The sequence below is a fragment of the Streptomyces sp. NPDC055025 genome, assembly GCF_053608565.1.
On the sequence record NZ_JBSGVS010000017.1, the window covers coordinates 67,639 to 90,146 of the forward strand.

General features: G+C 67.3%; 38 protein-coding genes and 1 pseudogene. 11 read left to right on the forward strand and 28 right to left on the reverse strand.

Annotation, left to right across the window (positions count from 1 at the left end; all coding sequences use genetic code 11):
- Positions 1-79: 79 nt before the first annotated feature.
- The 5 genes from ACWGDX_RS13270 to ACWGDX_RS13290 all read right to left on the reverse strand — a co-directional run bounded on the left by ACWGDX_RS13270 (position 80) and on the right by ACWGDX_RS13290 (position 2,361).
- The gene (locus ACWGDX_RS13270; protein WP_453625106.1) at positions 80-235 is read right to left on the reverse strand and encodes a hypothetical protein; all 156 of its coding nucleotides are present in this window, start codon (positions 233-235) and stop codon (positions 80-82) included.
- On the reverse strand, positions 235-756 hold the full coding sequence (locus tag ACWGDX_RS13275; RefSeq protein WP_453625108.1) for a DUF6197 family protein: 522 nt from the start codon (positions 754-756) through the stop codon (positions 235-237). Before ACWGDX_RS13275 ends, ACWGDX_RS13270 begins: the two co-directional genes overlap by 1 nt.
- Positions 753-1,106, reverse strand: coding sequence for a hypothetical protein (locus tag ACWGDX_RS13280; protein ID WP_453625110.1), 354 nt, complete (start codon positions 1,104-1,106; stop codon positions 753-755). Before ACWGDX_RS13280 ends, ACWGDX_RS13275 begins: the two co-directional genes overlap by 4 nt.
- An 84-nt stretch (positions 1,107-1,190) precedes the next feature.
- Positions 1,191-1,445 carry a helix-turn-helix transcriptional regulator gene (locus ACWGDX_RS13285; RefSeq protein ID WP_453625112.1) on the reverse strand — a complete coding sequence of 85 codons (255 nt, stop codon included), beginning with the start codon at positions 1,443-1,445 and terminating at the stop codon, positions 1,191-1,193.
- Between the two features lie 169 nt (positions 1,446-1,614).
- Positions 1,615-2,361: a GntR family transcriptional regulator gene (locus ACWGDX_RS13290; RefSeq protein ID WP_453625114.1), complete on the reverse strand. Its 747-nt coding sequence runs from the start codon at positions 2,359-2,361 to the stop codon at positions 1,615-1,617.
- A gap of 213 nt (positions 2,362-2,574) precedes the next feature.
- On the opposite strand from ACWGDX_RS13290, the gene ACWGDX_RS13295 reads away from it, so the two are divergent.
- The 4 genes and pseudogenes from ACWGDX_RS13295 to ACWGDX_RS13310 all read left to right on the forward strand — a co-directional run bounded on the left by ACWGDX_RS13295 (position 2,575) and on the right by ACWGDX_RS13310 (position 5,101).
- Positions 2,575-3,030: a GIY-YIG nuclease family protein gene (locus tag ACWGDX_RS13295; protein WP_453625116.1), complete on the forward strand. Its 456-nt coding sequence runs from the start codon at positions 2,575-2,577 to the stop codon at positions 3,028-3,030.
- The gene (locus ACWGDX_RS13300) at positions 2,985-3,359 is read left to right on the forward strand and encodes a hypothetical protein (RefSeq protein ID WP_453625118.1); all 375 of its coding nucleotides are present in this window, start codon (positions 2,985-2,987) and stop codon (positions 3,357-3,359) included. The genes ACWGDX_RS13295 and ACWGDX_RS13300 overlap by 46 nt, the downstream gene beginning before the upstream one ends.
- A gap of 1,337 nt (positions 3,360-4,696) precedes the next feature.
- Positions 4,697-4,936 (forward strand): annotated as a pseudogene (locus tag ACWGDX_RS13305) (hypothetical protein); the annotation flags it as partial.
- Entirely contained in the window at positions 4,937-5,101 is a 165-nt protein-coding gene (locus ACWGDX_RS13310; RefSeq protein ID WP_453625267.1) for a hypothetical protein, read from the forward strand.
- A gap of 286 nt (positions 5,102-5,387) precedes the next feature.
- Here the strand turns inward: ACWGDX_RS13310 and ACWGDX_RS13315 are convergent, their stop codons facing one another.
- Positions 5,388-5,585, reverse strand: a complete 198-nt coding sequence (locus tag ACWGDX_RS13315) for a hypothetical protein (RefSeq protein WP_453625120.1) — start codon at positions 5,583-5,585, stop codon at positions 5,388-5,390.
- Positions 5,586-5,780: 195 nt separating this feature from the next.
- Positions 5,781-6,170 carry a hypothetical protein gene (locus tag ACWGDX_RS13320; RefSeq protein ID WP_453625122.1) on the reverse strand — a complete coding sequence of 130 codons (390 nt, stop codon included), beginning with the start codon at positions 6,168-6,170 and terminating at the stop codon, positions 5,781-5,783.
- 201 nt (positions 6,171-6,371) lie between these two features.
- Here ACWGDX_RS13320 and ACWGDX_RS13325 point away from each other — a divergent pair, with 201 nt between their 5' ends.
- The 4 genes from ACWGDX_RS13325 (at position 6,372) to ACWGDX_RS13340 (ending at position 7,588) form a co-directional block, all read left to right on the forward strand.
- Positions 6,372-6,593, forward strand: a complete 222-nt coding sequence (locus tag ACWGDX_RS13325; RefSeq protein ID WP_453625124.1) for a hypothetical protein — start codon at positions 6,372-6,374, stop codon at positions 6,591-6,593.
- Between the two features lie 147 nt (positions 6,594-6,740).
- A complete protein-coding gene (locus ACWGDX_RS13330) occupies positions 6,741-7,022 on the forward strand; it encodes a hypothetical protein (protein WP_453625126.1) in 282 nt (93 codons plus the stop codon).
- A gap of 18 nt (positions 7,023-7,040) precedes the next feature.
- The gene (locus tag ACWGDX_RS13335; RefSeq protein WP_453625127.1) at positions 7,041-7,286 is read left to right on the forward strand and encodes a hypothetical protein; all 246 of its coding nucleotides are present in this window, start codon (positions 7,041-7,043) and stop codon (positions 7,284-7,286) included.
- Between the two features lie 86 nt (positions 7,287-7,372).
- Positions 7,373-7,588 (forward strand): hypothetical protein, encoded by a 216-nt coding sequence (locus ACWGDX_RS13340; protein ID WP_453625129.1) that lies wholly within the window; start codon positions 7,373-7,375, stop codon positions 7,586-7,588.
- Positions 7,589-7,592: 4 nt separating this feature from the next.
- On the opposite strand, the gene ACWGDX_RS13345 is transcribed toward ACWGDX_RS13340, so the two are convergent.
- A complete protein-coding gene (locus ACWGDX_RS13345; RefSeq protein ID WP_453625131.1) occupies positions 7,593-7,952 on the reverse strand; it encodes a DUF6233 domain-containing protein in 360 nt (119 codons plus the stop codon).
- Positions 7,953-8,187: 235 nt separating this feature from the next.
- Between ACWGDX_RS13345 and ACWGDX_RS13350 the strand changes: the two genes are divergently transcribed.
- Both ACWGDX_RS13350 and ACWGDX_RS13355 read left to right on the forward strand, forming a co-directional pair.
- Positions 8,188-8,577 carry a DUF7718 family protein gene (locus ACWGDX_RS13350; RefSeq protein ID WP_453625133.1) on the forward strand — a complete coding sequence of 130 codons (390 nt, stop codon included), beginning with the start codon at positions 8,188-8,190 and terminating at the stop codon, positions 8,575-8,577.
- Entirely contained in the window at positions 8,567-8,983 is a 417-nt protein-coding gene (locus ACWGDX_RS13355; protein WP_453625135.1) for a hypothetical protein, read from the forward strand. The genes ACWGDX_RS13350 and ACWGDX_RS13355 overlap by 11 nt, the downstream gene beginning before the upstream one ends.
- Before the next feature lie 263 nt (positions 8,984-9,246).
- Here the strand turns inward: ACWGDX_RS13355 and ACWGDX_RS13360 are convergent, their stop codons facing one another.
- From ACWGDX_RS13360 to ACWGDX_RS13455, 20 genes are all read right to left on the reverse strand, one after another.
- Positions 9,247-10,458: a hypothetical protein gene (locus ACWGDX_RS13360; protein WP_453625136.1), complete on the reverse strand. Its 1,212-nt coding sequence runs from the start codon at positions 10,456-10,458 to the stop codon at positions 9,247-9,249.
- The gene (locus ACWGDX_RS13365; protein ID WP_453625138.1) at positions 10,455-11,027 is read right to left on the reverse strand and encodes a DUF4365 domain-containing protein; all 573 of its coding nucleotides are present in this window, start codon (positions 11,025-11,027) and stop codon (positions 10,455-10,457) included. Before ACWGDX_RS13365 ends, ACWGDX_RS13360 begins: the two co-directional genes overlap by 4 nt.
- Before the next feature lie 135 nt (positions 11,028-11,162).
- Complete coding sequence (locus ACWGDX_RS13370; protein ID WP_453625139.1) at positions 11,163-11,828, reverse strand: HNH endonuclease family protein; 666 nt, start codon at positions 11,826-11,828, stop codon at positions 11,163-11,165.
- Between the two features lie 107 nt (positions 11,829-11,935).
- Positions 11,936-12,220, reverse strand: coding sequence for a hypothetical protein (locus ACWGDX_RS13375; RefSeq protein WP_453625141.1), 285 nt, complete (start codon positions 12,218-12,220; stop codon positions 11,936-11,938).
- 101 nt (positions 12,221-12,321) lie between these two features.
- On the reverse strand, positions 12,322-12,516 hold the full coding sequence (locus ACWGDX_RS13380; protein WP_453625143.1) for a hypothetical protein: 195 nt from the start codon (positions 12,514-12,516) through the stop codon (positions 12,322-12,324).
- Positions 12,517-12,627: 111 nt separating this feature from the next.
- Positions 12,628-13,002 carry a DUF2493 domain-containing protein gene (locus ACWGDX_RS13385; protein ID WP_453625145.1) on the reverse strand — a complete coding sequence of 125 codons (375 nt, stop codon included), beginning with the start codon at positions 13,000-13,002 and terminating at the stop codon, positions 12,628-12,630.
- Positions 12,995-13,333, reverse strand: coding sequence for a hypothetical protein (locus tag ACWGDX_RS13390; protein WP_453625146.1), 339 nt, complete (start codon positions 13,331-13,333; stop codon positions 12,995-12,997). The genes ACWGDX_RS13385 and ACWGDX_RS13390 overlap by 8 nt, the downstream gene beginning before the upstream one ends.
- Positions 13,330-13,611, reverse strand: a complete 282-nt coding sequence (locus tag ACWGDX_RS13395) for a hypothetical protein (protein WP_453625148.1) — start codon at positions 13,609-13,611, stop codon at positions 13,330-13,332. Before ACWGDX_RS13395 ends, ACWGDX_RS13390 begins: the two co-directional genes overlap by 4 nt.
- 163 nt (positions 13,612-13,774) lie before the next feature.
- Positions 13,775-14,017 carry a hypothetical protein gene (locus ACWGDX_RS13400; RefSeq protein ID WP_453625150.1) on the reverse strand — a complete coding sequence of 81 codons (243 nt, stop codon included), beginning with the start codon at positions 14,015-14,017 and terminating at the stop codon, positions 13,775-13,777.
- Positions 14,014-14,436 (reverse strand): hypothetical protein, encoded by a 423-nt coding sequence (locus ACWGDX_RS13405; protein WP_453625152.1) that lies wholly within the window; start codon positions 14,434-14,436, stop codon positions 14,014-14,016. Before ACWGDX_RS13405 ends, ACWGDX_RS13400 begins: the two co-directional genes overlap by 4 nt.
- Complete coding sequence (locus tag ACWGDX_RS13410) at positions 14,433-14,756, reverse strand: MazG-like family protein (RefSeq protein WP_453625154.1); 324 nt, start codon at positions 14,754-14,756, stop codon at positions 14,433-14,435. The genes ACWGDX_RS13405 and ACWGDX_RS13410 overlap by 4 nt, the downstream gene beginning before the upstream one ends.
- Before the next feature lie 76 nt (positions 14,757-14,832).
- The gene (locus ACWGDX_RS13415; RefSeq protein ID WP_453625155.1) at positions 14,833-15,276 is read right to left on the reverse strand and encodes a hypothetical protein; all 444 of its coding nucleotides are present in this window, start codon (positions 15,274-15,276) and stop codon (positions 14,833-14,835) included.
- Between the two features lie 120 nt (positions 15,277-15,396).
- Positions 15,397-16,929: a hypothetical protein gene (locus ACWGDX_RS13420; protein WP_453625157.1), complete on the reverse strand. Its 1,533-nt coding sequence runs from the start codon at positions 16,927-16,929 to the stop codon at positions 15,397-15,399.
- 80 nt (positions 16,930-17,009) lie between these two features.
- Positions 17,010-17,495, reverse strand: coding sequence for a hypothetical protein (locus ACWGDX_RS13425; RefSeq protein WP_453625159.1), 486 nt, complete (start codon positions 17,493-17,495; stop codon positions 17,010-17,012).
- A 74-nt stretch (positions 17,496-17,569) separates the two neighbouring features.
- Complete coding sequence (locus tag ACWGDX_RS13430; RefSeq protein ID WP_453625160.1) at positions 17,570-17,899, reverse strand: hypothetical protein; 330 nt, start codon at positions 17,897-17,899, stop codon at positions 17,570-17,572.
- 296 nt (positions 17,900-18,195) lie between these two features.
- Complete coding sequence (locus tag ACWGDX_RS13435) at positions 18,196-18,495, reverse strand: helix-turn-helix domain-containing protein (protein WP_453625162.1); 300 nt, start codon at positions 18,493-18,495, stop codon at positions 18,196-18,198.
- Positions 18,492-18,836 carry a zinc finger domain-containing protein gene (locus ACWGDX_RS13440; protein ID WP_453625164.1) on the reverse strand — a complete coding sequence of 115 codons (345 nt, stop codon included), beginning with the start codon at positions 18,834-18,836 and terminating at the stop codon, positions 18,492-18,494. The genes ACWGDX_RS13435 and ACWGDX_RS13440 overlap by 4 nt, the downstream gene beginning before the upstream one ends.
- Before the next feature lie 275 nt (positions 18,837-19,111).
- Positions 19,112-19,792, reverse strand: a complete 681-nt coding sequence (locus ACWGDX_RS13445; protein WP_453625166.1) for a zinc finger domain-containing protein — start codon at positions 19,790-19,792, stop codon at positions 19,112-19,114.
- Positions 19,789-20,748: a mucin-2 gene (locus ACWGDX_RS13450; protein ID WP_453625168.1), complete on the reverse strand. Its 960-nt coding sequence runs from the start codon at positions 20,746-20,748 to the stop codon at positions 19,789-19,791. The genes ACWGDX_RS13445 and ACWGDX_RS13450 overlap by 4 nt, the downstream gene beginning before the upstream one ends.
- A gap of 99 nt (positions 20,749-20,847) precedes the next feature.
- Complete coding sequence (locus ACWGDX_RS13455) at positions 20,848-21,888, reverse strand: DNA cytosine methyltransferase (RefSeq protein WP_453625170.1); 1,041 nt, start codon at positions 21,886-21,888, stop codon at positions 20,848-20,850.
- A 162-nt stretch (positions 21,889-22,050) separates the two neighbouring features.
- Here ACWGDX_RS13455 and ACWGDX_RS13460 point away from each other — a divergent pair, with 162 nt between their 5' ends.
- Positions 22,051-22,320 (forward strand): type II toxin-antitoxin system prevent-host-death family antitoxin, encoded by a 270-nt coding sequence (locus ACWGDX_RS13460; protein WP_453625172.1) that lies wholly within the window; start codon positions 22,051-22,053, stop codon positions 22,318-22,320.
- The last annotated feature ends 188 nt before the right edge of the window (positions 22,321-22,508 follow it).

The following is a 22,508-nucleotide window of genomic DNA, read 5'->3' on the forward strand; positions in this document are numbered from 1 at the left end:
CCTATCTGTGAGAAGAGTGGATGGAAAGCCGGGACCGCGGAGGCGGGGGTGTCACTACGCGGCCCCGGCCGAACGGGGGTTAGCGGCGGGCAGTGTTGGTCTTACGCGTGACCTGAATGGCCTTACGCGCGGCCTCCGCGTCCTTCGCCGCCTGCTTGGCGGCAGCGATCCGCTGCTGCGTGAGCTTGTCCGCCGCCTGCTGCTCGGCGATGTCACCCCGGACTGCGGGTGCCATCACGACACCCCACTCGGCCCGTAGGTACGGGCGAACTCGGCGCCGGCCGCGAGCAGCTCGGTGATCTCGTCGTGGGTGCGGCCCAGCCGCTCCGACCACGCCCCGGACTGCGCCCGATCCGATCCGGTGCGGGCCTGCACGATCGCGTCCAGGATCCGGTCGCCGACTGCCAGCAGATCGGTGTCACCGAACCGCCCGGCACTCGTCCGGGACATCGCCGACCACAGCGTCAGCGGCTCCCGCCTGCTGCCGAACTCCTCCACGAAGAAGCCGATCAGCTGACGCAGCATCGACCGGATCGACGCATCCGAAGCCACGGCCAGGCTGGCTGTGGACACCTCGTCCTGCGTGTCGTAGGTGCGCGCCCAGCCGTCCAGCGTGAGGCGTTCCGCAACCGCATCCAGGAAGATCGCCACCGACGGGCCGGCCGCCAGCTCGCCCGACCGGCCCACCCAGAAGTAGTTGTTCTTCGCGCTGATCTCGGCGGCAGCCTTCAGCACGGCAGACGTATCCGCGCTCACGCCGCCACCGCCACAGACCGGGAGCCGACAGCCGACCGCGGGCCACGGAACCGGCGCAGCTCCTCATCCTCCCGCCGCGTCGACTCACCCTCCGAAGACGAACCACCCTCCGACGACAGCACGACCGAACGAGGGGCACGGGCCCGACGCAGAGCCTCATCCTCCCGCTGCACATCGTTGTCCGAAGCGACGACGGTGGCGGAGCGCGGGTTGCGGGCCCGATGCAGCAGCTCATCCGCGAACGGATCGGCCGACACGACAGCCGAACGGCGGACATACGACGACGCCTCATGAGCGGCGATATCCGCCGGGGAGAGAGTCGGGGTGGGGGTGGGGTAGGTAAGATCCATACGGATCCGCTCCTTCATGGGTTGTGGGTGGGTCCCCCTCGGTCCACAAGGCGCTGCAACGCCGGGCCGGGGGTTCTTTTGGTTCTAGGCGGCAGACGCCTCGGGCGGTGCGACGACCGACCCGTTCAGGTAGTCAGTGACCGCCGACTCTGGGATACGCAAACCACGCGGGCGAATCTTGCCGCCGCCCATGCAGTGAGCCGTGAGCTTCCCGGAGGCAATCAGGTTGTAGATGGTGGAACGGGAGACGTCGAGGCGGATTGCGGTCTCGGTCGCGTTCAGGAACTTGATGGGGGTGGTGGCCACGTTCTCCGTGGCCCGCTGGGTCTCGTGGCGCATCGCTGCTCCCGGATAGAAGGGCATGGATCGACCGACACACTTAGACGTGTATGTCGGCGTGTTCCAAGAGTGCCTGCACTTACACGTCTAGGTCAAGCGCCATGGGTCACAGTCTCCGAGAAACGAAAAAAGGCCCCCGCTCACGGCGGGGGCCAAGATTCAAAGGGGGTCAGGCGTTGATCACGTAGTCGACGATGTATGAGCCCCCATCCAAGACCATGTCATTGACCTCCACCGTGCGCCCATCCGCGTCAAAGGCGGAACGGAAGATACACAGGACTGGCGTGCCGGGTCGGAGCTGAAGTAGCTCAGCCTCGGCAAGGAGCGGCATCCGGGTGCGCACTTCCTCCTTGAAGCGAACCGGCCCGTGACCCAGGTCCTCCAGTCGCGCATAGATGCCGCCCTTCCCTGTGTCCGCCTCGGCGATAGGCGTTCCAGCGGCCAGGTCGCCAGGGATGTACGAGTCGGCCATCAATACCGGCTTCCCCTTGAGGACGTAGTACCGCCTGCGCAGCACCACCGCCTCGCCGCGCCGAACCCCGAGCACTTCAGCGACGCGGGGGGATGCCTCAAGCGAGTGAACCTCCAAGCCGGCCACCACCGGCTTGGCGTCTTTCACATCAACTGACCACATTGACGCACCGCCACCCCACACCTCCCTGGAGAGGCGCTCGACCGCCGACCGCCGGATCGGCTTGAACTCGCGAACTACCGCCTGGCGGCCTTGAGTGTTGTCGGTCAGGCCCAGGTCTTCGAGTAGACGCAGGGCCTTGGTGACTGTCTCTCTCCCAGCTGCGAACTCGGCCATGAGGGCGGACTGGCTGGGGATCTTTTCGCCGGGCCGGTACTTTCCACGTTCGATCTGAGCGCGCAGCTCTCCCGCGATCTCTTTGTAGCCCGGCTTACTCCCAGCCAAGTCTCCTCCTCAGGATCTTTCAGCGACCCGCTTGACTTACACGTCTACGTAGCGGACCGTAGTCCAGTAGTTCCACAAGCACTCAAAGCGCTGACCTGCACTGCGGCGAACAGCCGTCCACCGTCAGGCCATGTCGCCATGCCCGCTTCACCACTGTACGCACAACCTCCACGTGTAACGAGCTGTGGCTCCGCACCAAGAGGAAGGGTCCAGATGACCGAACCCGCCGAACGCACTGCGCTCTACCGCCTCTACGACAAGACCGACCAGCTGCTCTACGTGGGCATTGCCAGTGACCCGAAGAACCGCTGGTACCGACACGCCACCGACAAGGAATGGTGGCCCGAGGTGGCCACGCGAGACGTCGAGTGGTTCGACTCCCGGGAACAGGCGAGCGCCGCCGAGGTCAACGCCATCACCAGCGAGAAACCTCTCCACAACCGCACCCACAACTACAGACCCTCTCGGCTTCTCGCCCTTCTCCCCGCCGCCGTCAAGGCACCAATGCGTCCGAAGTTGCAGCGAGTAGAGGAAGACGAGCGGTCGGCATCTCACCGCGTGGCCGCCGACCTTCGATCCCTGATCATGTCCGGCGACATTCCTTACCGACAACCGCCGAGTTCATGGCGCAATACCACATCTCGAACGTCACGGTGCAACGCGCGCTGACCGCACTCAAGAGCGAAGGGTTCGCCATCGGGCGAGCGGGAGCTGGCGTGTACGTCACATCACCGACACCAAGCGAAGCTGCTGACCCCAACAGCCATACCGCGCGACTCATCGGGTCGGGCGAGGCATCAGCGTCGGCCGAGGTCGCAAGGTCCCTCAACATCGATGCTGGCAAGTCCGTTCAGCGCGAGCAGTTCGTCGTTGAGACTGACGCCTCACCATCGAGCCCGGTCATCTCTGCCAGCGCCAGTACCGCTCGGCCGTCGAGTAGCACCTCCCGGACCCCTGCTCTCTCTACCGTCGTTTTCCGGTCACGGTCGAATCGGTAGAAATCTCGCATTCAATCGGCTTCCGTGGCGCACCGGGGCGGCGGCCTCCGGGAACGTGCTGGTGGTGGCGTGACCTGCGGAAAGGTGGTCACTTAGTGGTAACTAAATTACCAACTCTGAGGCTTCCGGTTCCCGACGCAGACAGAGGGTCGACTGTCCGGATCCGGCTAGCGTGATCAACCGATCCCGTCCGCGAGAGGAGGTCTGCCGGTGTCGCGTGATCGTCGTTTTCCGGCCAGGATTCTCGTCTCGGATGTGCTCGGAAGTTCTCGGAAGTGCTCGGAAGTTCCGTGGGCGTGCGGTTGCCTCTGGGAAACCGTACAGCTCACGGACCTGCGTGAACGCACTGTTCAGTGCGTTGGGTTGGAGCGCTGGGCCTCGCCGGATCTGGTCTCTCAGCGGCGTGGGTTCCCGCCGACTGGTCTACGTTTTTCGCCAGGTGGTTGTGCGGGTGGGGCGGCTGTTTGCGCTGCTTGCGTTCGGGGGGCTGCCGGGATGAGTTTCGATTAGTTACTCGTGTCGTTTCCGCAGGTCACGCCATGAAGTGGAATACGCAATTCTTTGACAGGAAGACCCTCTTCCTAGGAAATGGCGGGTTGTTCGTGAAAGCTGATCACCAGCGATCGGGTCGGCGACATACAGACCCCCCGAACGTGATCACGCCAGTTTGTGTCACTGTCCGGGACGGGCTCGCCAGCCGGGCGATGCGGACGGATCGGCTGTCCGCATCGTTCACGAATCCCTGGGAGGACGTTGTGGTCAGCGGGGTGCGTCGGTCTGTCGATGCGGACAATCGCTTCGAGGTAGTCGTGGACCGGCGCTCGGCAAGTGCAGGAGGGCGGCCGTGCCGACCGAGTGGGTCTGCTGGTTGGACCAGCGAGTCATTACCTCGCTGGTCGGCGGGGCGGGGGTTCGCTGGCGCGGCTGACGGGAGGAGGGCTGAGGGTGTTTTCAGGACAAGAGAGTCGAGTCCAAAGCGGTCCGAGTAAGTCCAATTACGCAATATGCGAGTGGGTTTCCTCTGGGAAACTTCCGAGGTCAGAGCGTCCCCGTGACACATAAAACCTGTCCTGACCTGCTAACTCAATCAAGTCATTGGGGTCAGTCGGGAGTGTCACACGCTTCTTGTAACAGTCCATGACACCCGGCAGTGACCCTGGCCCGTTCTAGTCTTTCGATCAAGCCGGTCTCATCAGCCGACTCCGCAAGGCCCCAGGGCGCGGTGCGCCTCGGGGACGCAAAAGGGCCGGGCGTTCATCAGGCGCCCGGCCCGTGACCAGCGACATCACCCGCTGGTCACTTAATCTGCTTCGAACCCGGAAGAAGGTTCATCTTCGATGGTAGCTGACACCGCGTTAACTGACACTGCGTCGGCCAGTGCCCCGGCCGACTCGTCGCCGCTCTCATCCCCCCTCTCCCCCGCTCCCGCCGCATCTCTGCCGCCGTGCCCGTCGTGGTGTCTGGGTGGCCACAACGCCGACTACGCAGCGCAGACGGGTGTGTTGACGCATCTGTCGGCGGAGTACTCGCTGCCGAACCCGAGGCCTCTGTCTGGCGGCGACGAAACGGTCCTTCGTGTGGCGTTGATCCGCACGGACAGCGGGGGCGTGCTGGGCCGGCCCACGTTCTACCTGTGCGGCGAGTCCGAGGTGGAGCTGTCGGGGCCAGAGGCCGCCGTGTACTTGCCGCAAATCAATGGCTTCTTCGGCGCGGTGTCTGTCCTGCTTGGCCACCTGGGCTGATCGGCCTCTGTGACGTTAACGGCCGGGTGAGCTTCTGCTCCCCGGCCGTCTCGCACTTGAGCGGGTCGTGGGCCCGTGGAACTTGTAGGAGCTTCATGTTTGTACAGGCGGGCGCCGAAGGCTGCCCTGGGGCGGTGGGTGCGTGAAGGTGATACGCGTGCTCCCGGACACGGGCTGGACTGGTGTGGACAATCATGCGGCCGACCAGCAGACGGTCAACCAGTCCCTAACTACGTATAAGACGGACCAGAACACTGACTGGAAGACGGACCGAGAAGAGGGAGGCTTAGAACATTCCTCCGCACTCGCTGGCGCTCGCGCGGGTCGCGACGGGGACGATGGCGATGCGCAGCGGCAGGGGCTCGCCCGCCTGTACGAGGCTGCGAACAAGCTCGACGACGGTCGGCTCCGACGGCTGCTGTTGCAGTTCGAGCGGAAGCGCCCGCGGATCTATCGGGAGCAGCGCCAGGCGGCGCTCGGGCAACTCGGGAGGGAAGACCCTGACGCTCTGCATTCGGTGCGCACGGTCGACCTTCTCAGCTACAAGTACGCCCTGCTGCACTACTGCGCGGAGGGGAAGCCGGTGCCCGACTGGTTGGCACAGTTCCCACGGTGAGTGGTTCTACCCAAGAGCGGCGTCCCGCCCATCTCCCGTGGGCGGGACGTCTTCACGCTTCCTTTACGAGGAAGGTGGCGGCCTGTCGTCGATGACGATCACTGGGATGTCTCCGTGCTCTGTGTCGGGATCGAGGGTGTCGACCACGGCAGCTACGGCCTCATAGACCCGACGGGCGACCGACCGGTTGTAGGTGAACGGATTGACTGGTGCCCCGACCAAGCCCATACGAGTCAGGATCATGGCCAGATTCGGGCCGGAAAGTGATACTTCCTTCATCCCCTCTCCGGCCGCTTCGTGATCCCTGGTGACGAGGGGGAACTTGTTGTACTTCGTCCAGCAGTAGCCGGTGATGAACTTCCAGGTGTCTTCGTGACAGCGCACGACGGCCGAGCCGACCCCTGCGGCCCTCACCAAACGAGCACGCCTCGCCTGGTAGCCAGTAGAAGCCACTAAGCATCAATCCTCTCTGTTCGCAGTACTCGCAGACGTCGCAAGCAGGCTGACAGGAAGTACGTGACGGCGCGCCATAGTTCGAGCAATCAGTGGCAGACCGACTCAAAAGATGCGGGGCGCTCGACGCCCAGACCTTCCGGAATGCCCAGCGCGCGCGCCTGAAGGGCACTGACGCCGTCGTGAACGGCTGGATGCCCCTTGGGCCGCCAGACAGTCGCCCACAAGCCGTACAGGGACGACATGCGGGCGCGCCTGGACGAGGACGTGCGGGAGGGGCGCCGGCCTGTCGGCTGGGAGGGCGTGCCGTGGTGCGGGAACCCGGGCTGTGACGAGGTCACCCGCAGCCGGGAGGAGCCGGACGAGACCGAGCTGGGGGTGCGGCGGTTGCGTGGGGACTGTCATCCGGCGCTGCGGTTCTGAGGGGGCTCGTTTCAGTTGCCAGCGTTGTAGCGTCTTTCTGTAGCGGCAAGCGGCATGCCGGTGCACTGTCTAGCAAGCGATTGCCAGTGCAGTTGGCCTGTGGTCCGGTAGCCTGCCAACAGCACTGCCAGTTGATTGGAGGCCGGGATGAGCGAACCCTGGACCATCGAGTCCATCTGCGACGCCCTCGGCAGCCCTGGCCTGGCTCAGCGCTTCCTTGGTGAGATCAACCGGGCGCCGGCCCATGAGCTGCTCTCGGTGTTTGCCCGCTGGGAGCGCATCGCCAAGGACACGCTCGCCGCAGTTGAACGCGGGCGGAACATCACCGCCGCCGAAGCCCGCGGCGAGGAGCCGGCCGGCGAATGGATCAACGGCAGTGAGCGTCTCCAGCAGGCGGCTGCCCGATTCCGGTCACAGGGCGCAGCCTGAGATGACAGGCTGTAGCTCGTGTACGAGCTGCGCTATGACCCGATCATCGAAGCCGTCTGGGACAGTCTTCTCGAGTCGGCACGGGAAGAGTTTGACCAGGCCATTCTGACTGTCTGCGAAGATCCCTTCGAGGCTACGGAGCCCTACGGGATCGACGACGGCGTCACCCGCATGCTCGCACTCGCTCACACCTTCGCTGTCCTACTCATCACTCAGGCGCCCAGCAAGACGGTACGCATTCTGCAGATCAGCCACCTCGGCTAGGCACGCGACGGCCCCGCCGGGGGTTTCCCCGCTCACTCCGGGCGCGATCGGCACGCCCGGTCCCGCTCTGCACAGGAGATCCGATCATGGCCATCACACCCGACCGCGCCGAGGTCCCCGATCAGTCCACCGCCGACCTGCGCCAGCAGATCACCGACCTGCGTGGCGCGCTCGAACATGCGGTCAGGCTGCTGCATTTCTCCGCTGGTCGAGAGGTGGTCACCGACCCGCAGCAGTCGGCACGGCTGGTGGCGGCTGCCGACGGTATGACGGAGGTCCTGGCCCGTACCGCACTCCAGTGACCGGCTAGGGCGTCGGTTTGCAGACGTCGCATGCCTCGGCGCGTCCGCCCGCGATCAGGTCGGCGGCCCGCTCGCCGTCCACTGCGGCGAGGTGCCCGGAGGGTACCCAGCAGGTGGCCTCGTGGACGACGGCGTGGCCGGCGGGGAAGGTCTGGAGGACCCAGCCCGTGGCGGCGGCCCGGTCGGTGACCACCTGGCTGTAGTCCTCGCTGTCGATGGGGTGGACGAGGTCGGACGGTAGCTCGACGGTGACCTGGTACCACCATCGGCCGTCCGCGTCCTGCCGGCGGGCGTGGAGGCGCCCCTCGGTCACGTGTTCCCCGGGGAGGGTGACGGTCACGCGCGGGGCCGAATGTTCGGTCATGTGTTCGATGGTAGCCGCGTCCGGAATGACGGCCTCCGGGGGCGCTGTACCAGCCCCTCCTCGGCAGCCGTCTTGGCTGGGTCTTCTTGGCCGGCAGAGGCTTCAGCGCAGGGGTGAAGTTCCCGAAACCTGCTCATGCCGGGTGACCCGAACGGGTACCGTTCGTCACTCCTTCGAGGGGGGAGGGTGAACGTTGGCAAACAACAGCAACAGGCGTCGGGGCAGACTCGCTGACATGGGCAGTAAGGCTGAGCGGAAGGTCTACCGCCCGCCGCCGGTACCGCCGGCTGAACAGACCGACTTCGACATCTCGTGCGCCGAGGATGAGCTCCTGCGCATACGGATGCGGACGTACCGCAACAAGATCGTCGACTTCGCCATCATGTTGCTGACCAGGGAGTATGGCGCTTGGGAAGAGGTGGGCCGTATCGACTGCTGCGGCGGAACCATCCACCGCCACCTGTTCACGAGCGGCGGGGAAATTCTCCAGGACCACGATCCGATTCGTGACATCCCCGATGGCGACGGCTCATGGGATGTCGTGCACCATAGCTACGAGGGGGCACTGGACGAGATGCAGAACAACTGGGAAGACCTTTTGCGGAGGTGGCGCAGTGGCAAGTGAGCGGGAGCTACGCCGCAAGGCCGCGTTTGCCGTGGCGCGCTCGCTGGCCAGTCACGAGACGCGGGCTCTCTTTGCCAGCCACGGACATCGTTCTGGCGACAACGTTGTGGTTGCCCTTGAGAGCGACACGATCAATGACGTGTACGCAAGGATGACACGCCAGTCACCTCCTGTAACGGTGGCGGTGTACTGGCCAGAGACTCAGAACCTTGAGTTCACCACCTTCGAGCCCAGCCCTGAGGCCGCGCAGGGGGAGAGCGGTCGGCCGGACAAAATCGGTGGCTCCGCGACGATCGGCATGCTGTTTGCCCATGTTGCGGGGCAGCAGGGAAGCACGATGCGCTTCAATCTTGCGTGGGGCCCGACAGCGAACATGCACGTCGCGCGATTCCCGAGCCTCGCGTAATACATGTGGTGCGCGCGGCAGTTGCCCTCGTCAGCACTCTTCACGGTTGCCCGCTGGCCTTGGAACAGCTCTTGTCTAGTGCGAGGCCGCGCACTCCCAGGATGCCAGAACGCCCGCCCAGTTCCCCGGGCGGGCGTTCTGCTGCGGTTGGGTCGCGACTCCCTGCCCGCTGGCGGTTCGATCGGCGAGGCCCCCCTGACCCCGCACCGTTGCGCCCAGTGTGGCACGAGATCACCTGCCCCCGGGGGTGGAGCGGGCGATGGTTAAAGCGGTCCGGCAGAGTCACCGTCAGGCGGGTTGGTGTCTTCAACCTGCAGGAGTTGCTGAGTCTGATGTTGGAGGAAGCTGGCGTCGACCTCAATGTCTCCCGTGAGGCGCCACGATCGGCGCTCATAGGCGAGATCTCCGGTTACGGTGAAGGGAAGTTTCTGCCGGTAGGCCCGGATGGCCCACTCGTGATCTTCGCCGGACAGCGTGGAGTGAACTTGGCGCTGCTTGCCGTTCACGTCGGCGGAAAGCACCACGGAAGCGGTTTCATCCTCTTCGCCAATTGCGTCATCGCGGCTCAAAGTCTTTACGAAGCCGCGCAATGTGACCCGGCGTGGTGGCTCTTCCTGGCGGATGAGCCGTTCGCGGACGCGCGGCAGTTCGGTCATGACGTCCCGGTCGAAGCGAAGAGTCGCCAAGCCGACATCGGGTCGCGGCTCCGTCGCCGCCCATTCGAAGGAAAGATCCACTTGTCGCAGGTGATCAGGCTGGGTCAAATCTTCGAGCGACTCAACAAGGCTCGCACTGACGCCCTCCCCTGCGGGGTTTTCGAGAACGGTTGAGTCCCATTCCCGGGTAAGACGCTGAGTGGTTTCAAGGCCTCGGGCCAGCGTTTCCATAACCTTGCGGGGGAAAGGCGTGACTGGATCGTCCTCGTTTTGCGGAGGACTGTCGCCAAGCCGGGTTACGACAGTGAAAACGAAGCTCCCCCGTTTGGTGTGGGCCAAGCGGACATCGTCTTCCAGGAACTCATTGACGCTCGTTGGGCGACGGCCGCGGTGGGTGTGGCTCGGGTCGGCAGCCGTCGTGGCGGCGGCACGCATCATGCGGAGCAGCGCCTGAAGGGACTTTTCGGCCTGGCTGAAGGGGATCGTTCCGTCGATCATGTTCTGGTCCAGGCGGACGAAGAACAAGTCGGCTCTGGTTGCGATGATCCGTTCGTAGAGGGTGACGGCGTCGAGCGCGTGGATGTGCCCCAAGGAGACCAGGGTGTCGCGGAAACGCTGAGGGAAGTCCGTGTAGTCAGTTGCCAGAGGGAGCATGACGCGTCCCTCGTCGCCGTCAGGTCCTGGAAGTCGCCAAACCTCCTTGACGTGCGGCTGCTGGGTTTCAAGCTGCCAGTCGTGGATCGCCAGGAACTGGGCGACGGCCGACGGCGTGAGGCTGGCAGCCGCATCGGCGTACTCGTCGAGTGTTGAGGTGCTCACCGCGGGCCCTCCTCGATGTCGCCGATGGTCTTCATGATGCCAAGAAGTTGTTCCCCCACGAAGAGGTTACTGCGCGGTAGGTGAACCGTCTTGGTCGCAGCGTCTCCGGATGCCGATGGAAACAAGTCGGCAGCTTCCCAGTACATGCGACCTTCCGCGATCAGTCGATCTTCGTTTACGGTCAGCCACGTATCTGCATCCTCCGGTAGGAGGAGCACGCCGAGGTATGCCCTGATGTAGCGCTTTGGCCTCGTGAGCTTGCGGTATGGCTTCACCTTCATGGGCCACGCCATGTGCGTGTCGGTCAGGTATCTGCTTTGTGTTGTCGCCTTGAGCTGCAGCTCAAACTCAACTCCGCAGTAGCGTTTGTAGTCCGCTGACGACGTCAGCGTCAGGTCTACCCCCTCGTAGTCCGTGTCGTGCGTCTTGACGGCGCAGCCGGCCGCGTAGGTAACCAAGCGAGTGAAGGCCAGACTGATGTTCTCTTGCCTGGCTGTCATCGGCAGCTGGCCGTCTACAAGATCATCCTCATTGCTTTTTCGTGCGTCGATGTCGTCTAACGGGTCCACTAGAGGCCCCCCTCCCCGTTGGCAGAGGGCGAACGTATCCAGTGATCAGGAAACGGAGAAGGCGTCTGCCCTAACCTTCACCGAATCGAGTCACATTGCTTCCCACGGGGAGGGCGGGCGCGGCTCATCTGGCGGTTACAGCGCAGGTTCGTACTCCACCGGCTCCTCGCAGCCCGCCCCGAGCCGGGTCAGCGCGGCCCGCTCGGCCGAGTCGACGGTCAGCGCCCAGCGCAGCTTGGTGGACACCCAGTCCGCGAGGTACTGGCAGCGCGCGCCAGCCCGCGGGGGCATCCAGGTGGACGGGTCCTGGTCGGCCTTCGACCTGTTGGTTTTCGCGGTTACCGCGACGAGACTGCGGTCGGCCGTCAGGTCGTTGGCGTACTGCTCGCGCTTCTCTGCAGTCCAGGCGGACGCGCCCGAATCCCAGGCTTCGGCGAGGGGAACCATGTGGTCGATGTCGAGCCCTGCCGGGTCGGTGACGGTGACGCCGTCGTAGTAGCTGAGCCACTCGCCGGTGGTCACCTTGCAGCCGGCGCCGACCACTGGCGGGGTCTGGGATTCGTCGATGAGTACCTCCGCCCTGGTGGTGCAGCCGTCCCGGTCAGCGTCGACCCAGTGCCGGAAGGCCGTGCGCTTGTAGCCGTCGCGGAGTTCGCTTGCGCCGGGGAGGGCGCGGATGCCGTCGGTGAGGGTCATGGGGATGGCGATCGGGTTCCGGTCGGCGGCGGCCGGGGTGGGAACGGTGAGCGGGAGGGTGAGGAGGGCGGCGGCGGCAAGGCCACGCGCGAGCATCGTGATCATGTGCCCGTTGATACCGGCGCAGTGGGCGTCCTCGGCTGGGTTCCGCGTGCGCGTCACCCAGGCGGGTGGATCAGTCGTACCGCAGCCGCCCGCCCCGGGGGTTGACCTCAGTCCCAGACGCTGTCGGCGTCGGCACGAAGGTTCGGCCAGTCATCGAGGACAGCGACAGCTTTCTCTGCCGGGACCTCGATACCGCCGCCGCTTTGCGCAAGGAGCCGCACGTACTCAACGTCGTCGAGGATCACGCTGCCTAGGCGGCCGTCGCCGTGATGGCCGCAGAGCAGGCCGTACCCGGTGTCCGTCTCGGGCAGGCTGAGACCCCAGCAGAACTCGCGGTAGGCGTCCCTGGTCATCGTGTTGGGGGTGGCGAGGCGGACGAAGTCGATCTGCATGGTCAGTGCTCCTTGGCAGGGTCGTCCAGGGGGTGATCAGTCATACGGCGACGCCCGTCGCCCTGATGTGGGCGACGGGCGTTGTGCTTCGCGGTCTGTGGTCAGGATGCTGCGGAGCCGGGTGTGCCCTCGGGGAGGGCGGCGCGGAACACCGCGAGGAAGTGCACGGATTCGGGGGCGTCAGCGAGGAGGTCGGCCCACTTTTGGTATGAAGCGTGCGGGTCGGGGTCGGCGGCGACAGCGGCAGTCACGATGGTCTCGATTACCGTCTGGCGGTCTTCGGCAGGATCCGTCATTTCGCCTCCTGGTCGGCGTTTGGGTTCCTGTTCAGGTTGCCGCTGCGGCACTGGGGGGATGCGGACACATGTCCCTCTTGGGGTGTGACGTGGCGCACTCCGTAGTGGTGGTTATGCGGTGTACCTCCTGGTGGTGATGCCCGCCTGCTCCGCGAGCGCGGCGGTGTGGCTCGCGCCCCGGGAGCCGTTCTTGATGAAGGCGAGGCAGAGGTCGGCGCCGAGCTGGACCATGTGCTCGTTGCGGCGCGGCCCAGCAGCGCGGCCGTACTGCTTCCAGTCCGCAGGATGGCGCTCCTCGGTCAGGCCGAGGAAGCGGTAGCGGCGGATCCACCACGAGGCGATCGCGTCAGCACCGGACGGGCACGCGCCGTGGACGATGATCGCGGGAACGTTCTGGTAGATCGCCATGGTGAGCGAGTCACGCACGAGGTCGTAGTTGTCCCAGTCGCGGCTTCCGGTGACGAGGATCCGGTACGGGTCAGGCATGATCGGCCTCCTCCACCGGAAGCCAGCGGGTGACGAGAACCTGCCGCTCTTCCACCTCGACTGCCTCCACGGTGTCGCCGTACCAGCCGTGGTCCTCGGGGCTGTACTCGTTGACCTCGAAGTCGCCGGTGTCGAGCCGGGTCTCGTACTCGACGGCATAGCTCTTGCCATCGTCGGGAGCCCGGAAAACGACGCGGCGTAGGGCGGTGTACTTCAGTGTGGTGACGGGTTCGTCGGCAAGGAGGTCGTCGTCGTACTCGATGTCGTCGGGGCTGTCGGGCGGGACGCCGATAGCGGCGAGTTCGTTGCGGGTGAACTGTCGGGTGGTCACGGGGTTCGCTCCTTGGTGCAGTCGGGGTGGTGGGCGTAGGTGCGGGCGGGTGTCCACCAGCCGGGGCAGCAGGCGTGCCGGACGGCGGCGCGGTGGAGCTCCAACTCGTCGAGGACGGCCCGGCACGGAGCGCAGGGTGGCCGGGCGCGCTGCTCCGCGGCACGGGCCTCGCGCCGGCGGATGGCGCGGTCCTCGGCGTGGAGCAGCACGGCGACGGCGGCTGCGGCGGTGAGGAGCAGCAGGGGCATCGCGGCGCCGAGCACCCGGGCGGCGGTCACGTCCGCCTCCCGGCTGCTCGCCGGATGGCGCGGCGCGCGGCCCGGTTGGGCTGGGGCTCCGGCTCCCCGTCTGCCACCACGGCCTCGGTACGGACGAGGGTGGTGTCCCAGGTGGCCCCGGGGCGACGCGCGCGCTCGCCCCGGGGCGTGGATGACGGGCCGGTCACCGGGGTATTCCGTTGATCTGCCGGGCCACCGCGAGGGCGGCGTGGACGGTGCGGCAGGCGAGGTCCGTGCAGGGCTCGCCGTCGATGTGCGTGCGGCCGAGGTCGGGGTAGCTGTCGATCAGGTCGGCTGCCACGTCCAGCCAGTCGGCGAGGGGCACGTCGAAGTCGATGTGGACGGCGAGCATGCCGCTTCGGCATCGGCGGGCGGCGGTGCGGAGTTCGTCGGCGGGTGTGGTCATCGGGTCACCTCGGTTTCGCCGTCGGCCGGGTCCCACGTCGCAAGCGGGTCGCGGTCGGTCGTCGCCCACACGTAGGTCGGGCACGGGTGCGGGTGGTCGCATTCGGTGCAGAGTCCGTCGGTGAGGCCGCCCTCTCCGACGTGCTTGGTGTGGGCTTCGGCGATGCGGGCCAGGCGCGGGTCGGTGAGGGGCTGGAGGGTGGTGCCGTGGTGGCAGTGGATGCCCTCTGTCCAGGCCAAGCCGCCGGGGTGCGGGGTGGTGGTGGGGAACTTGCCGGGCCAGTGGATGGCGGCGTGTCCGTCGCTGAAAACCGCAACCTCGGCGGGGAATCCGGTGCCGGAGATGCCGGAGACGTCGACGGGGCGGTGCAGTTGGTAGAAGCGGCGGTTGCCGGGAGTCGGCCGGGTCTGGTCGGTCATCGGGTCACCCCCATCGCGCGCTCGGCAACGTGCGCAACCTTCGCGTCGAAGATGGCCGCCGGCTCGTCGCTGATCGACGCGAGCGCGACAGCGGCGGTGAGGATCACGTCGCACAGTTCGCCCTGCAGGTCGGTAAGCGAGTGGGTGACGCCCTTGCGGGGGTTCTGGCCGGTCATGCCGATGTACGCCTGCGAGACTTCGCCTGCTTCTTCGGTGATCTTCATGATGCGCATGGCGATCTCGTGCTCCGAGCGGCCGTTGTGGATGTCGACCCAGGTGGTCAGGTCGCGGATGATCTGCCAGTTGTCCGGGGTGAGCATGTGGTTCTCCTTCGGGGGTGTGTGGTGTGGTGGCTGGGTGCCCGCCCCCGTTCGACCCGGGGGCGGGCCGCTGGTGTCACTCGGTGGTGTCGACTGTCGCGATTTCGGCAGCGGTGTACGGCCGGGACCGGCGGCGGACGGTGACCCCGGTGGCCGTGCCGATCCCGTCGTCGTGCCGCTCGGTCAGGTCGAACCACTGGTCGTGCCGCTCCCCGGTGGGCAGCTCTTCCCACTCCAGGCGGGCGGCGTTCTTGTCCGTCTGGGACAGGACCCATGCGACGGCTGCGCCCTTCGCGGCGGCCTCGCTGTTCGCGTAGCCGATGAGGTAGTCGGATACGTTGCCCGGCTCGTACACGGCTTCCCAGTCGGGGATGGTCTCGTTCTGGACCTCAGCGGCGTGAGCGTCCAGCAGGGCCTCGGCGGTGTCCTTGCCGTCGACGCCGTAGCTCTCGGAGGTCTGGTTCCACTCGGGCCACATGAGTTCGCCGTACACGGCGTAGCGGGCGGGCTGGTCGGTCATCTGGCGCTCCTCGGCTGTGCGTTCGGTTCTGGATTGGCTGTGCGCCCGCCTGGCGGGCTTTCAGGCGCGGGGTGTCACTCGGGGGTGCCGGTTTGGGGTGTGGGGCGTTCCTGGGGGCCGTCACGCCCCGCCGTGGGGCTCGCGCGCCCCGCCCTTGGACACCGGGCCCGACTCCTCAACGGTCCGGACAACGGCGCGGTACCGCCGGGCTTTCGCCACGGTCTCCTCGTCCCAGCCGTGGCGCGCGGCCATTTCCTCCATGGCGCCGTGCGTGCAGGTGTCGGTGTGCTCGGCTTCCTCGCAGTCCCAGCCGCAGATGACGGCCCACAGCCACGCGTCGACCCGGTCGGTGCCCCAGTCCCGGGAGTTGGTGGCGACGAGTCGCGCGAGGCCGTCGAGCATCGGGGCCAGGACGGCGCGTTCGGCGCGGGCCTGCTCCAACTCGGCACGCAGGCTCTTGATGGTGGCGCGGCGGCCGATCAGCTCGGACTCGCGCCGGGAAGCAAGGGCCCGAGACTCGTGAAGTTCGGCACGCAGTTCCCGCTGCTCCTCGTCCGCCACGGCCATGGCGGCGTCGGCGGCAGCGCCCCAGTTCGGGCCGTTCGTCGTGTCACGAGCGAGAGCCGCGAGGACCGCGGCCACGTACCGCTCGCGCCGGGCGTCGGGCTGTGAGCCATCCCCGCCATCCCGGCACTCCTCCACGACGGCAGTGCGAATCGCGTCGATCAGCGACTGAGCGTCCGGCCAGGACCCCGGGAGGACCAGAGGCGATCCGTCCACGTCGAGCCACACGCAGTCCTTCTGCCACTCCCGGACCTGGTCCCGGATCAGTTCGGCGGGCGTCGGCTCGGTGGCTGGCGATGACCGGGTGTCGGGCTGCTCCACGGCGGTGGCCTGGTCGGGATGGAGGCGCGCCAGGTGCTCGGCCATCTGACGGCGCGGTACAAGCTGCTGGTCGCGGCAGTGCGGGCACCGGTCGCGGACCTCAACCAGCGCGGCAGGGTTGACCGGCTTGGACCGCTCCTCGGCGGTGGGCTGCTGCGCCTCGGCAGCCATCCGGAGCAGCACGTCGCGCGCCGCCTCCCAGCCGAGGCCGAGACCGGTCGTCGTCCGGGCCCGCTGCTGCGGGTCCTCAACGGCGGCGATTGCCTCCCGCAGGACGGCGGCCCGGTCGGTACGTAGGCGTGCGTTCTCCTCGTGCGCCCGCTCCAGGTTGCGCCGCCCGAGCTTCCGCCAGGTCGCGTGCTCCGTCCGCAACCGCTCGATCTCGGCGGTCTGGTCGGCGCCCCGGTCGGCGGCGGGCTCGGGCAGCACAGCCAGCACCGCATCGGCCAGACCGTAGTGGTCCGCGTTCGGATTGACGCTCCGGAACACGGGGGCCACGTTCCAGTCGTAGCGCGCGAACGCTTCCGCGATGTGCTCGCGAAGGGCGGCCCGGTCGGCCGGCTGCCCGGCGGCGGTACGGATCGCGGCCACCACCCGCTCCACGTCGGCGACCGGGATCATCACCCCCGCCGCTGAGTCACGCTCACGGGCGCTGATCGACACTGCGGGGATCGCAGAGCCGTCGATGGTGACGGTCCGCCGGATGCTCAAGGTGTCCCCGTCGGGGTCGGTGTACGTGTACGTGTACGGCTCAGGCTGGGTGGTCACGGGGTCTCCTGGGGTCTGTGGTGGGCTTGCGGGGTCGCGGGGTCCCCGCCCGGATAGCCGCCGGGCGGGGACACGCGGGGTTACGCAGCAGGGACGACAGCCGGGCACGGGGCGCTGCTGTACTCGCCGTCGTCGCCCCGCTGGCAGGAGCACGCCCGCTCCTCGCGAATGTGGGAGCAGCCCTCCACGCCGGGGTCGGTGTCACCGTCGTCGGTGAAGTACTCGTCACACTCGCGGTCCAGGCACTCGTGGGTGCCGACCCAGACCGTCACCGGCTGATGTCTGACGTCCGGGTTCGGGACCATGCCGCGCTTCGGCCGGGCGTGCTCTCGGACACGGCAGTCCGCCCACGGGACCATGCCGACCTCGTCGGCGGAGCAGTCGAGGCAGGCTTCCCCGGCCGGGGCGTCGAGGCAGATGTGGCCGTCGTCGCTGACGGGGTGCCGGTCGGACCAGGCGTCCCATGCCTCGCCGTCGATTTCCCAGTCGGGTTCAGCTCCGTGCTTGCAAAGGTCGGAGTTGGCGCTCCAGTAGAAGGCTCCGGGGTTGTGCTGCTGATCGGTCATCGGGTTCTCCAAGGTGTGTGGAAGGCTGTCGGGGCGCCCCGCCCGGTTAGGACCCGGGCGGGGCGTACTGCGTGTCACGGGGTGGGAGTGGCCAGGGCGTCGGCCACGCTCACGCCGCGGTAGGTGAGCGTCGGCGCCAGTTCACGCGCCAGCTTCAGCGCGGTGTCGTGGTCGAAGCGGTGCGCGGCCAGCCACTTGGCTTCGGCCTTGTCGTCTTCGTCGAAGTCGGGCTCGTAGGACCAGGTGCCGTCGGTGCCGTAGTGGCGGATGCCGTGCTTGATGGCCCACTGGTCGTGGCCGCTGTAGCGGACCTGGATGGTGAAGGTCCATCGGTCGTCGTGGCCTTCGGGGAGGCAGGTCACGACGTAGCCGGTCGGCTGGACGGTGAGTTCGGGCAGGGTCATGTCGGGTTCCTCTGGTCGGTCAACGGTCTGGACATTCAGGGCATATCGGTTGGTGCGGGCGGTCGGGCCGGGGAACCGGTTCGTCGGCTCCCTCGAAGCCCACACGCCGATGGAAGGTTTATGGGTGTTTGCGGTACTTCATTCTCCCAGCCAAAACACCTTGATCGGGCGGGAATTGGAAGGCTGGGACGAAGGAAACGGCAGGTCGGCGGGCAGATGTGGCGACCGGCTCGGCCCGCCGATAAACCGTCGCGGGCGCGGCAGCAGGCACGACCGGTCCCGGTCGTCGGCGGCCATCACGCGACACTTCTCCAGCGGTGGACAGTGCGCTCGCTGACACCCACAAGCCGCGCAATCTCCAGGGCGGGCACACTGCGCTCCGTCAACTCGACAACAACCAGCCGCTGCTCGGGCCGTGGCATGCCAGCCGCCGACAGCCGTTCGTAGACCACGAACGCGACCTCCTCCAGGTCGACGAGCGGGACGGGCTCGGCGGGGATCGCGTCCCGGTGGACTCGGGCCCGGTGGGTGGCGCAGGTGCGGCGGTTCGGGCGGGCCAGACTCGGGCACTGGGGGATCTCGCAGTCGCGGTTCATGCCGCCACCTCGGCTTCCTCGTGCCGGCGGGCGTGCACCGCACCGTCCTTCAACGGCCACCCGTCGAGGTGGCAGGGCACGGTCGGTTCCACCTGGCACGTCGGGCAGCACGCCACGAACTGCGCCCGGGCCGCCATGCGCTGCTGGTGTACCTGCTCGGTACGGCGCCGCGACGACGGCACCACACACGGACTGCCGGGCTGGGCCCGGCACCACGGGCACACCACACCCCGCGCCGGATGCGCCGGGACACGGGACGGTCGAAGGCTGGCCGGCATGGGTGCCGGAATGTGGCGGGTCATCGGTTCTCCTCGCTGGTGGTGGTTGTGCATCCGTGGCATTCACAGGGCGGGGCATCGGGGTCCCCGTCGCGCCGGTAGCGGGCGACCGCGGCATCCCACGCGCCGGACGGCGCTTCGGGTATCGGCGGGGGCGGGCTGAGCCCGGGGGGGCCAGGCGCCCGGGCGGCGGCCGGGCGGTAATGGCCGGGCGGCCGGTGTTTGGGGCTGGGCTCTGCGGTCGCGGCCGGCGGCAATCTGCTGGCGTAGGTACAGGCGGAAGTCGGAGCCGCCGTTCTCCCGGCGCATCGCCCGCACGTCATCCGGATCCAAGTCGGTCACGACGGTTCCCCAAGTGTCTCAACCTCGTCGGCGGCGAGCCGATCAAGGTGGGCCAGCGACACGGCGCGACGACGCTCAATTTCCTCCGGGGACTCGGTGGTCGCAGGCTCGCCGCGGGCCACACGGCCGCGGGCCGAGTGCGGCTTCCTCAGCTCGTGACGTGCGCCACCCTGGAGCTTCAACCGGCACGGGCGGCCGATCGCCGCATGGCACACCGGGCACTCAACGCACAATGCCCCAGGCCGACGAACGGACGGAGCTTCCTCCGTGTCGCTGCCGGGGACAACGCCAAAGCTGGAGACCACGCCGGAAATCAGCTCGGCAACCGGTCGCCGCTTCAGCTCCTGGCCATCCGCAGCCCGGGTGCGCTGCTCACGGAGAGCGGCGAGATAGGCGGGAACGTCATCCGGGTCCGCGTCGGGAATTTCTGCGGGCAGGCCGGGCCCTTGGAAGCTGTCGGCCTTGGCGTCGCGCTGCTTGCGGATCTCGCCGATGATCTCGGCGGGGCTGACGAAGGGCTGCTGCTTGGCAACGGCGGCGGCCGCGGCTCGCGCTGCGGAGAGGGGCCAGTCTCCAAGTACGTCGTGCCAGGCGTCGGGGGTGTACTCGTCGAACTTCTGCTGGGGGCACAGGGCCCGCACGTAGCGGGCGAGCACGACGGTCTCGTCGGGGGTCATGATCCCTCCTGGGTCATGCGGGTCTTGGCACGCTGCATGGCGCGGCCGAAGAGGTCGTCGGTCTCTTGCTGCTGGCGGTTCGTCTGTGGGAACCCACCGACTGCGGCAGGCAGGTAGGTGACGTCTTCGCTGTTGTCGGGTGCTGCTTCGAGGGAGCGCCAGCCCTGAACCCAGGCGGAGGCACCGGCAGGAAGGCCCTTGAGCCGGGCGGAATTAACGGCGTGGGCGACCATCGCCGGAACGCCGACGCGGTTCATGGCTTGCCGTGTGTACTCCCAGCCGGATTCGCGGAGGTCCCAGGCGACTCCGGCGAGGCCGGCTGCGGCGATGCCGCGCTTGAGTTCGGCGAGCTGATCGGGGAGGCCGGGGCGACGGTCGTCGGTGGCAGCAGCACCAGTACTTCCGTAGGAAGTACTGGGGTTAGGAACAGGAGCGGCACCGGCATGGATACCCGTGACGATTTCGTCACGCCGTGACTCATGCCCCTGACCTGCACTGGAGTCCCAGAACTCGTTTTTTTCTGAGGCACTTTCGCTTTTTTTCGAGGATGAATCGACTTCAAATCGATCCGTTTTCAAGGGGCTTTCGCTCCCGGAAGTTCGCGATTCCCGGTGCTTCGCCTGCCGGTCGCGGGCCTTCTTCCGCTCGGCTTCGTGCTTCGCGCGGGAGGTGTTACGCCCGTCTTCGAGGAAGTCGTGGATGACGTAGTCACCCTCCCCCGGCTGAGGGCAGCGGCCGCAGGAGTGGCCGCGCTCGTGCCACAGGTCGGCCTTGACGAGCTTCTTGGCCTGTGGGGCGGTGCCGTACAACTGGGCCACGACGCCGGGAACGATGCCCTCGGTCAGGTGCTGTGCGGCGTAGGACCCGCAGCGCACCCAAAGACCGAGCGCCGCGTTCCCGGCCCGCATGATCTTCGGGTGGGAATGCGCCTTGTCGTCGATCTTGAACCAGGGCATCGGATCTTCTTTCGGGCAGGTTCGGATAGGTCTGCGGCGGGGCCTTGGCGCGGCGGGGTTAGGGCGACGTGTGTGCGCGGCGGCGGACGCGGGGCGAGATCACGCAGCGGCCTGGACGTGCTGCGGCAGCACGGTTATGCCGTTGGCCGCGGCGTGCAGGTGTGCGGCGAGGGGCGGCGGGATGGCGTTGCCGACCTGGAGGGACTGCTGTCCCTTGTTGCCGACGAACCGGTGGCCGTCGGGGAAGCCCTGAAGGCGCGCGGCCTCCGGGATGGTGAGGTTGAGGTGGCCGCCAGCCTGCTTGCCGCCGACGTGCCCCACCGTTCCGGTGACGGTCGGCGCCGGCTTGCGCCAAGCCCAGTGCCCGGGGTCGTCCATCGCGGCGCGCATCGCCGCGCGGCTGGTCGAGGAGAAAGGCTCGGCTCCGCCGGTCTCGGTGCCGCCGCCGGTTACGGTCGGTGCGGGGCGGCGGGTGTAGCCCCAGCCAAGTGCGTCGGCCATCGTCACCCACGGCAAGAGCCGTTCGCCGAACAAGTCATCGGCCGGGTGTTGCGTGTGCGTCGGAGTGGGGGCGGTGACGTCGCGGACGCGTGAGGCAATGAGGACGGCGCGGAGACGGGCTTGGCCGAGGCCGTAGTCGGCGGCGTTGAGGACACCAACCCAAACGCTGTATCCCCAGGACCGGAGGATGCGCGCGTACTGCTGGAAGAGGGGCAGTACGGCCGGTACTTCCTCCATGAGGATCCGGTCGGGCCTCAGATCGTGGTGCCAGCGCATGGGTTCGGCGGCGAGGATCGACCGGGGGTCGCGGCAGGCGGCACCGAGTTCTTTGCGCGTGTCGCGTCCGGCTGCGAGGTCTTCGACGGCCTGGTGGACGAGGGGCTGGTCTATGAGGCCGAGTTGGTGTCCGCCTTTCGACCATGCCTGGCAGGGCGGGCTGTCAACCTTGTCCGTGACGATGCCCTTGAACGGCGCGGTGGGGTACTGGGAGACGTCGCAGCGGATGACGGTGTGTCCGGCAGCCTTGGCAGTGGCGCATGCGTTGGCGTCCCATTCCATGCCGACGGCGCGGGTCTTGAGGCCGAGGAGGCGTCGGCCTTCTGCCCAGCCTCCGGGGCCGTGGAAGCCTTCGACGATCAAGGGGTCCCCCTTGGGGGTGTGAGTGGATATGGGGGCCGAGTGGGCGCACGGAACCAGGCCCTGTTGGGCCATCGGGTTCGAGGCGTACACCCCGTCGACTTCATGTACATAATAGCGCTCAACGCGATGATGTACATGAAGTCTGTGAGGTACAGTACCGACATGACCGCGCCCAAGAAGGAGCACCAGGAGAAGATCGCCGATGTGCGAAACTCGCTCGCCGACGCGATCGAGCGCGCCCGCTACTTCGACGAGACGACCGTCATGACCAGTCGCGGGAAACGTGTCGCCGTCATCGTCGGCGTGGACTTCTACGAGCGCGCCTTGGAAGCCCTCGGCGAGGAGCGCGAACTGATCGAGGCGGACGAGCCCGCCCCAAAGCGCAAGATCGTGGTGCGCCGCAAGAAGCCATCCGCCGAGTCCGACGACTGACACGTTCCCTCCCTCCCTGCCCCGCAGACGCGGGGCGCTCGTGTGTTCAGGCGGCTTTCACGCCGGGCGCGTGATCCACGCACCGCCAGCCGCAGGCGTAGAACCGGGCTGGCCTCCCGCATGGGGTCACCCCGGCGGAGCACTTGTGCGGGATCGGTCGGCGGAGTGCGGGCGGGATGAGCCGCCCG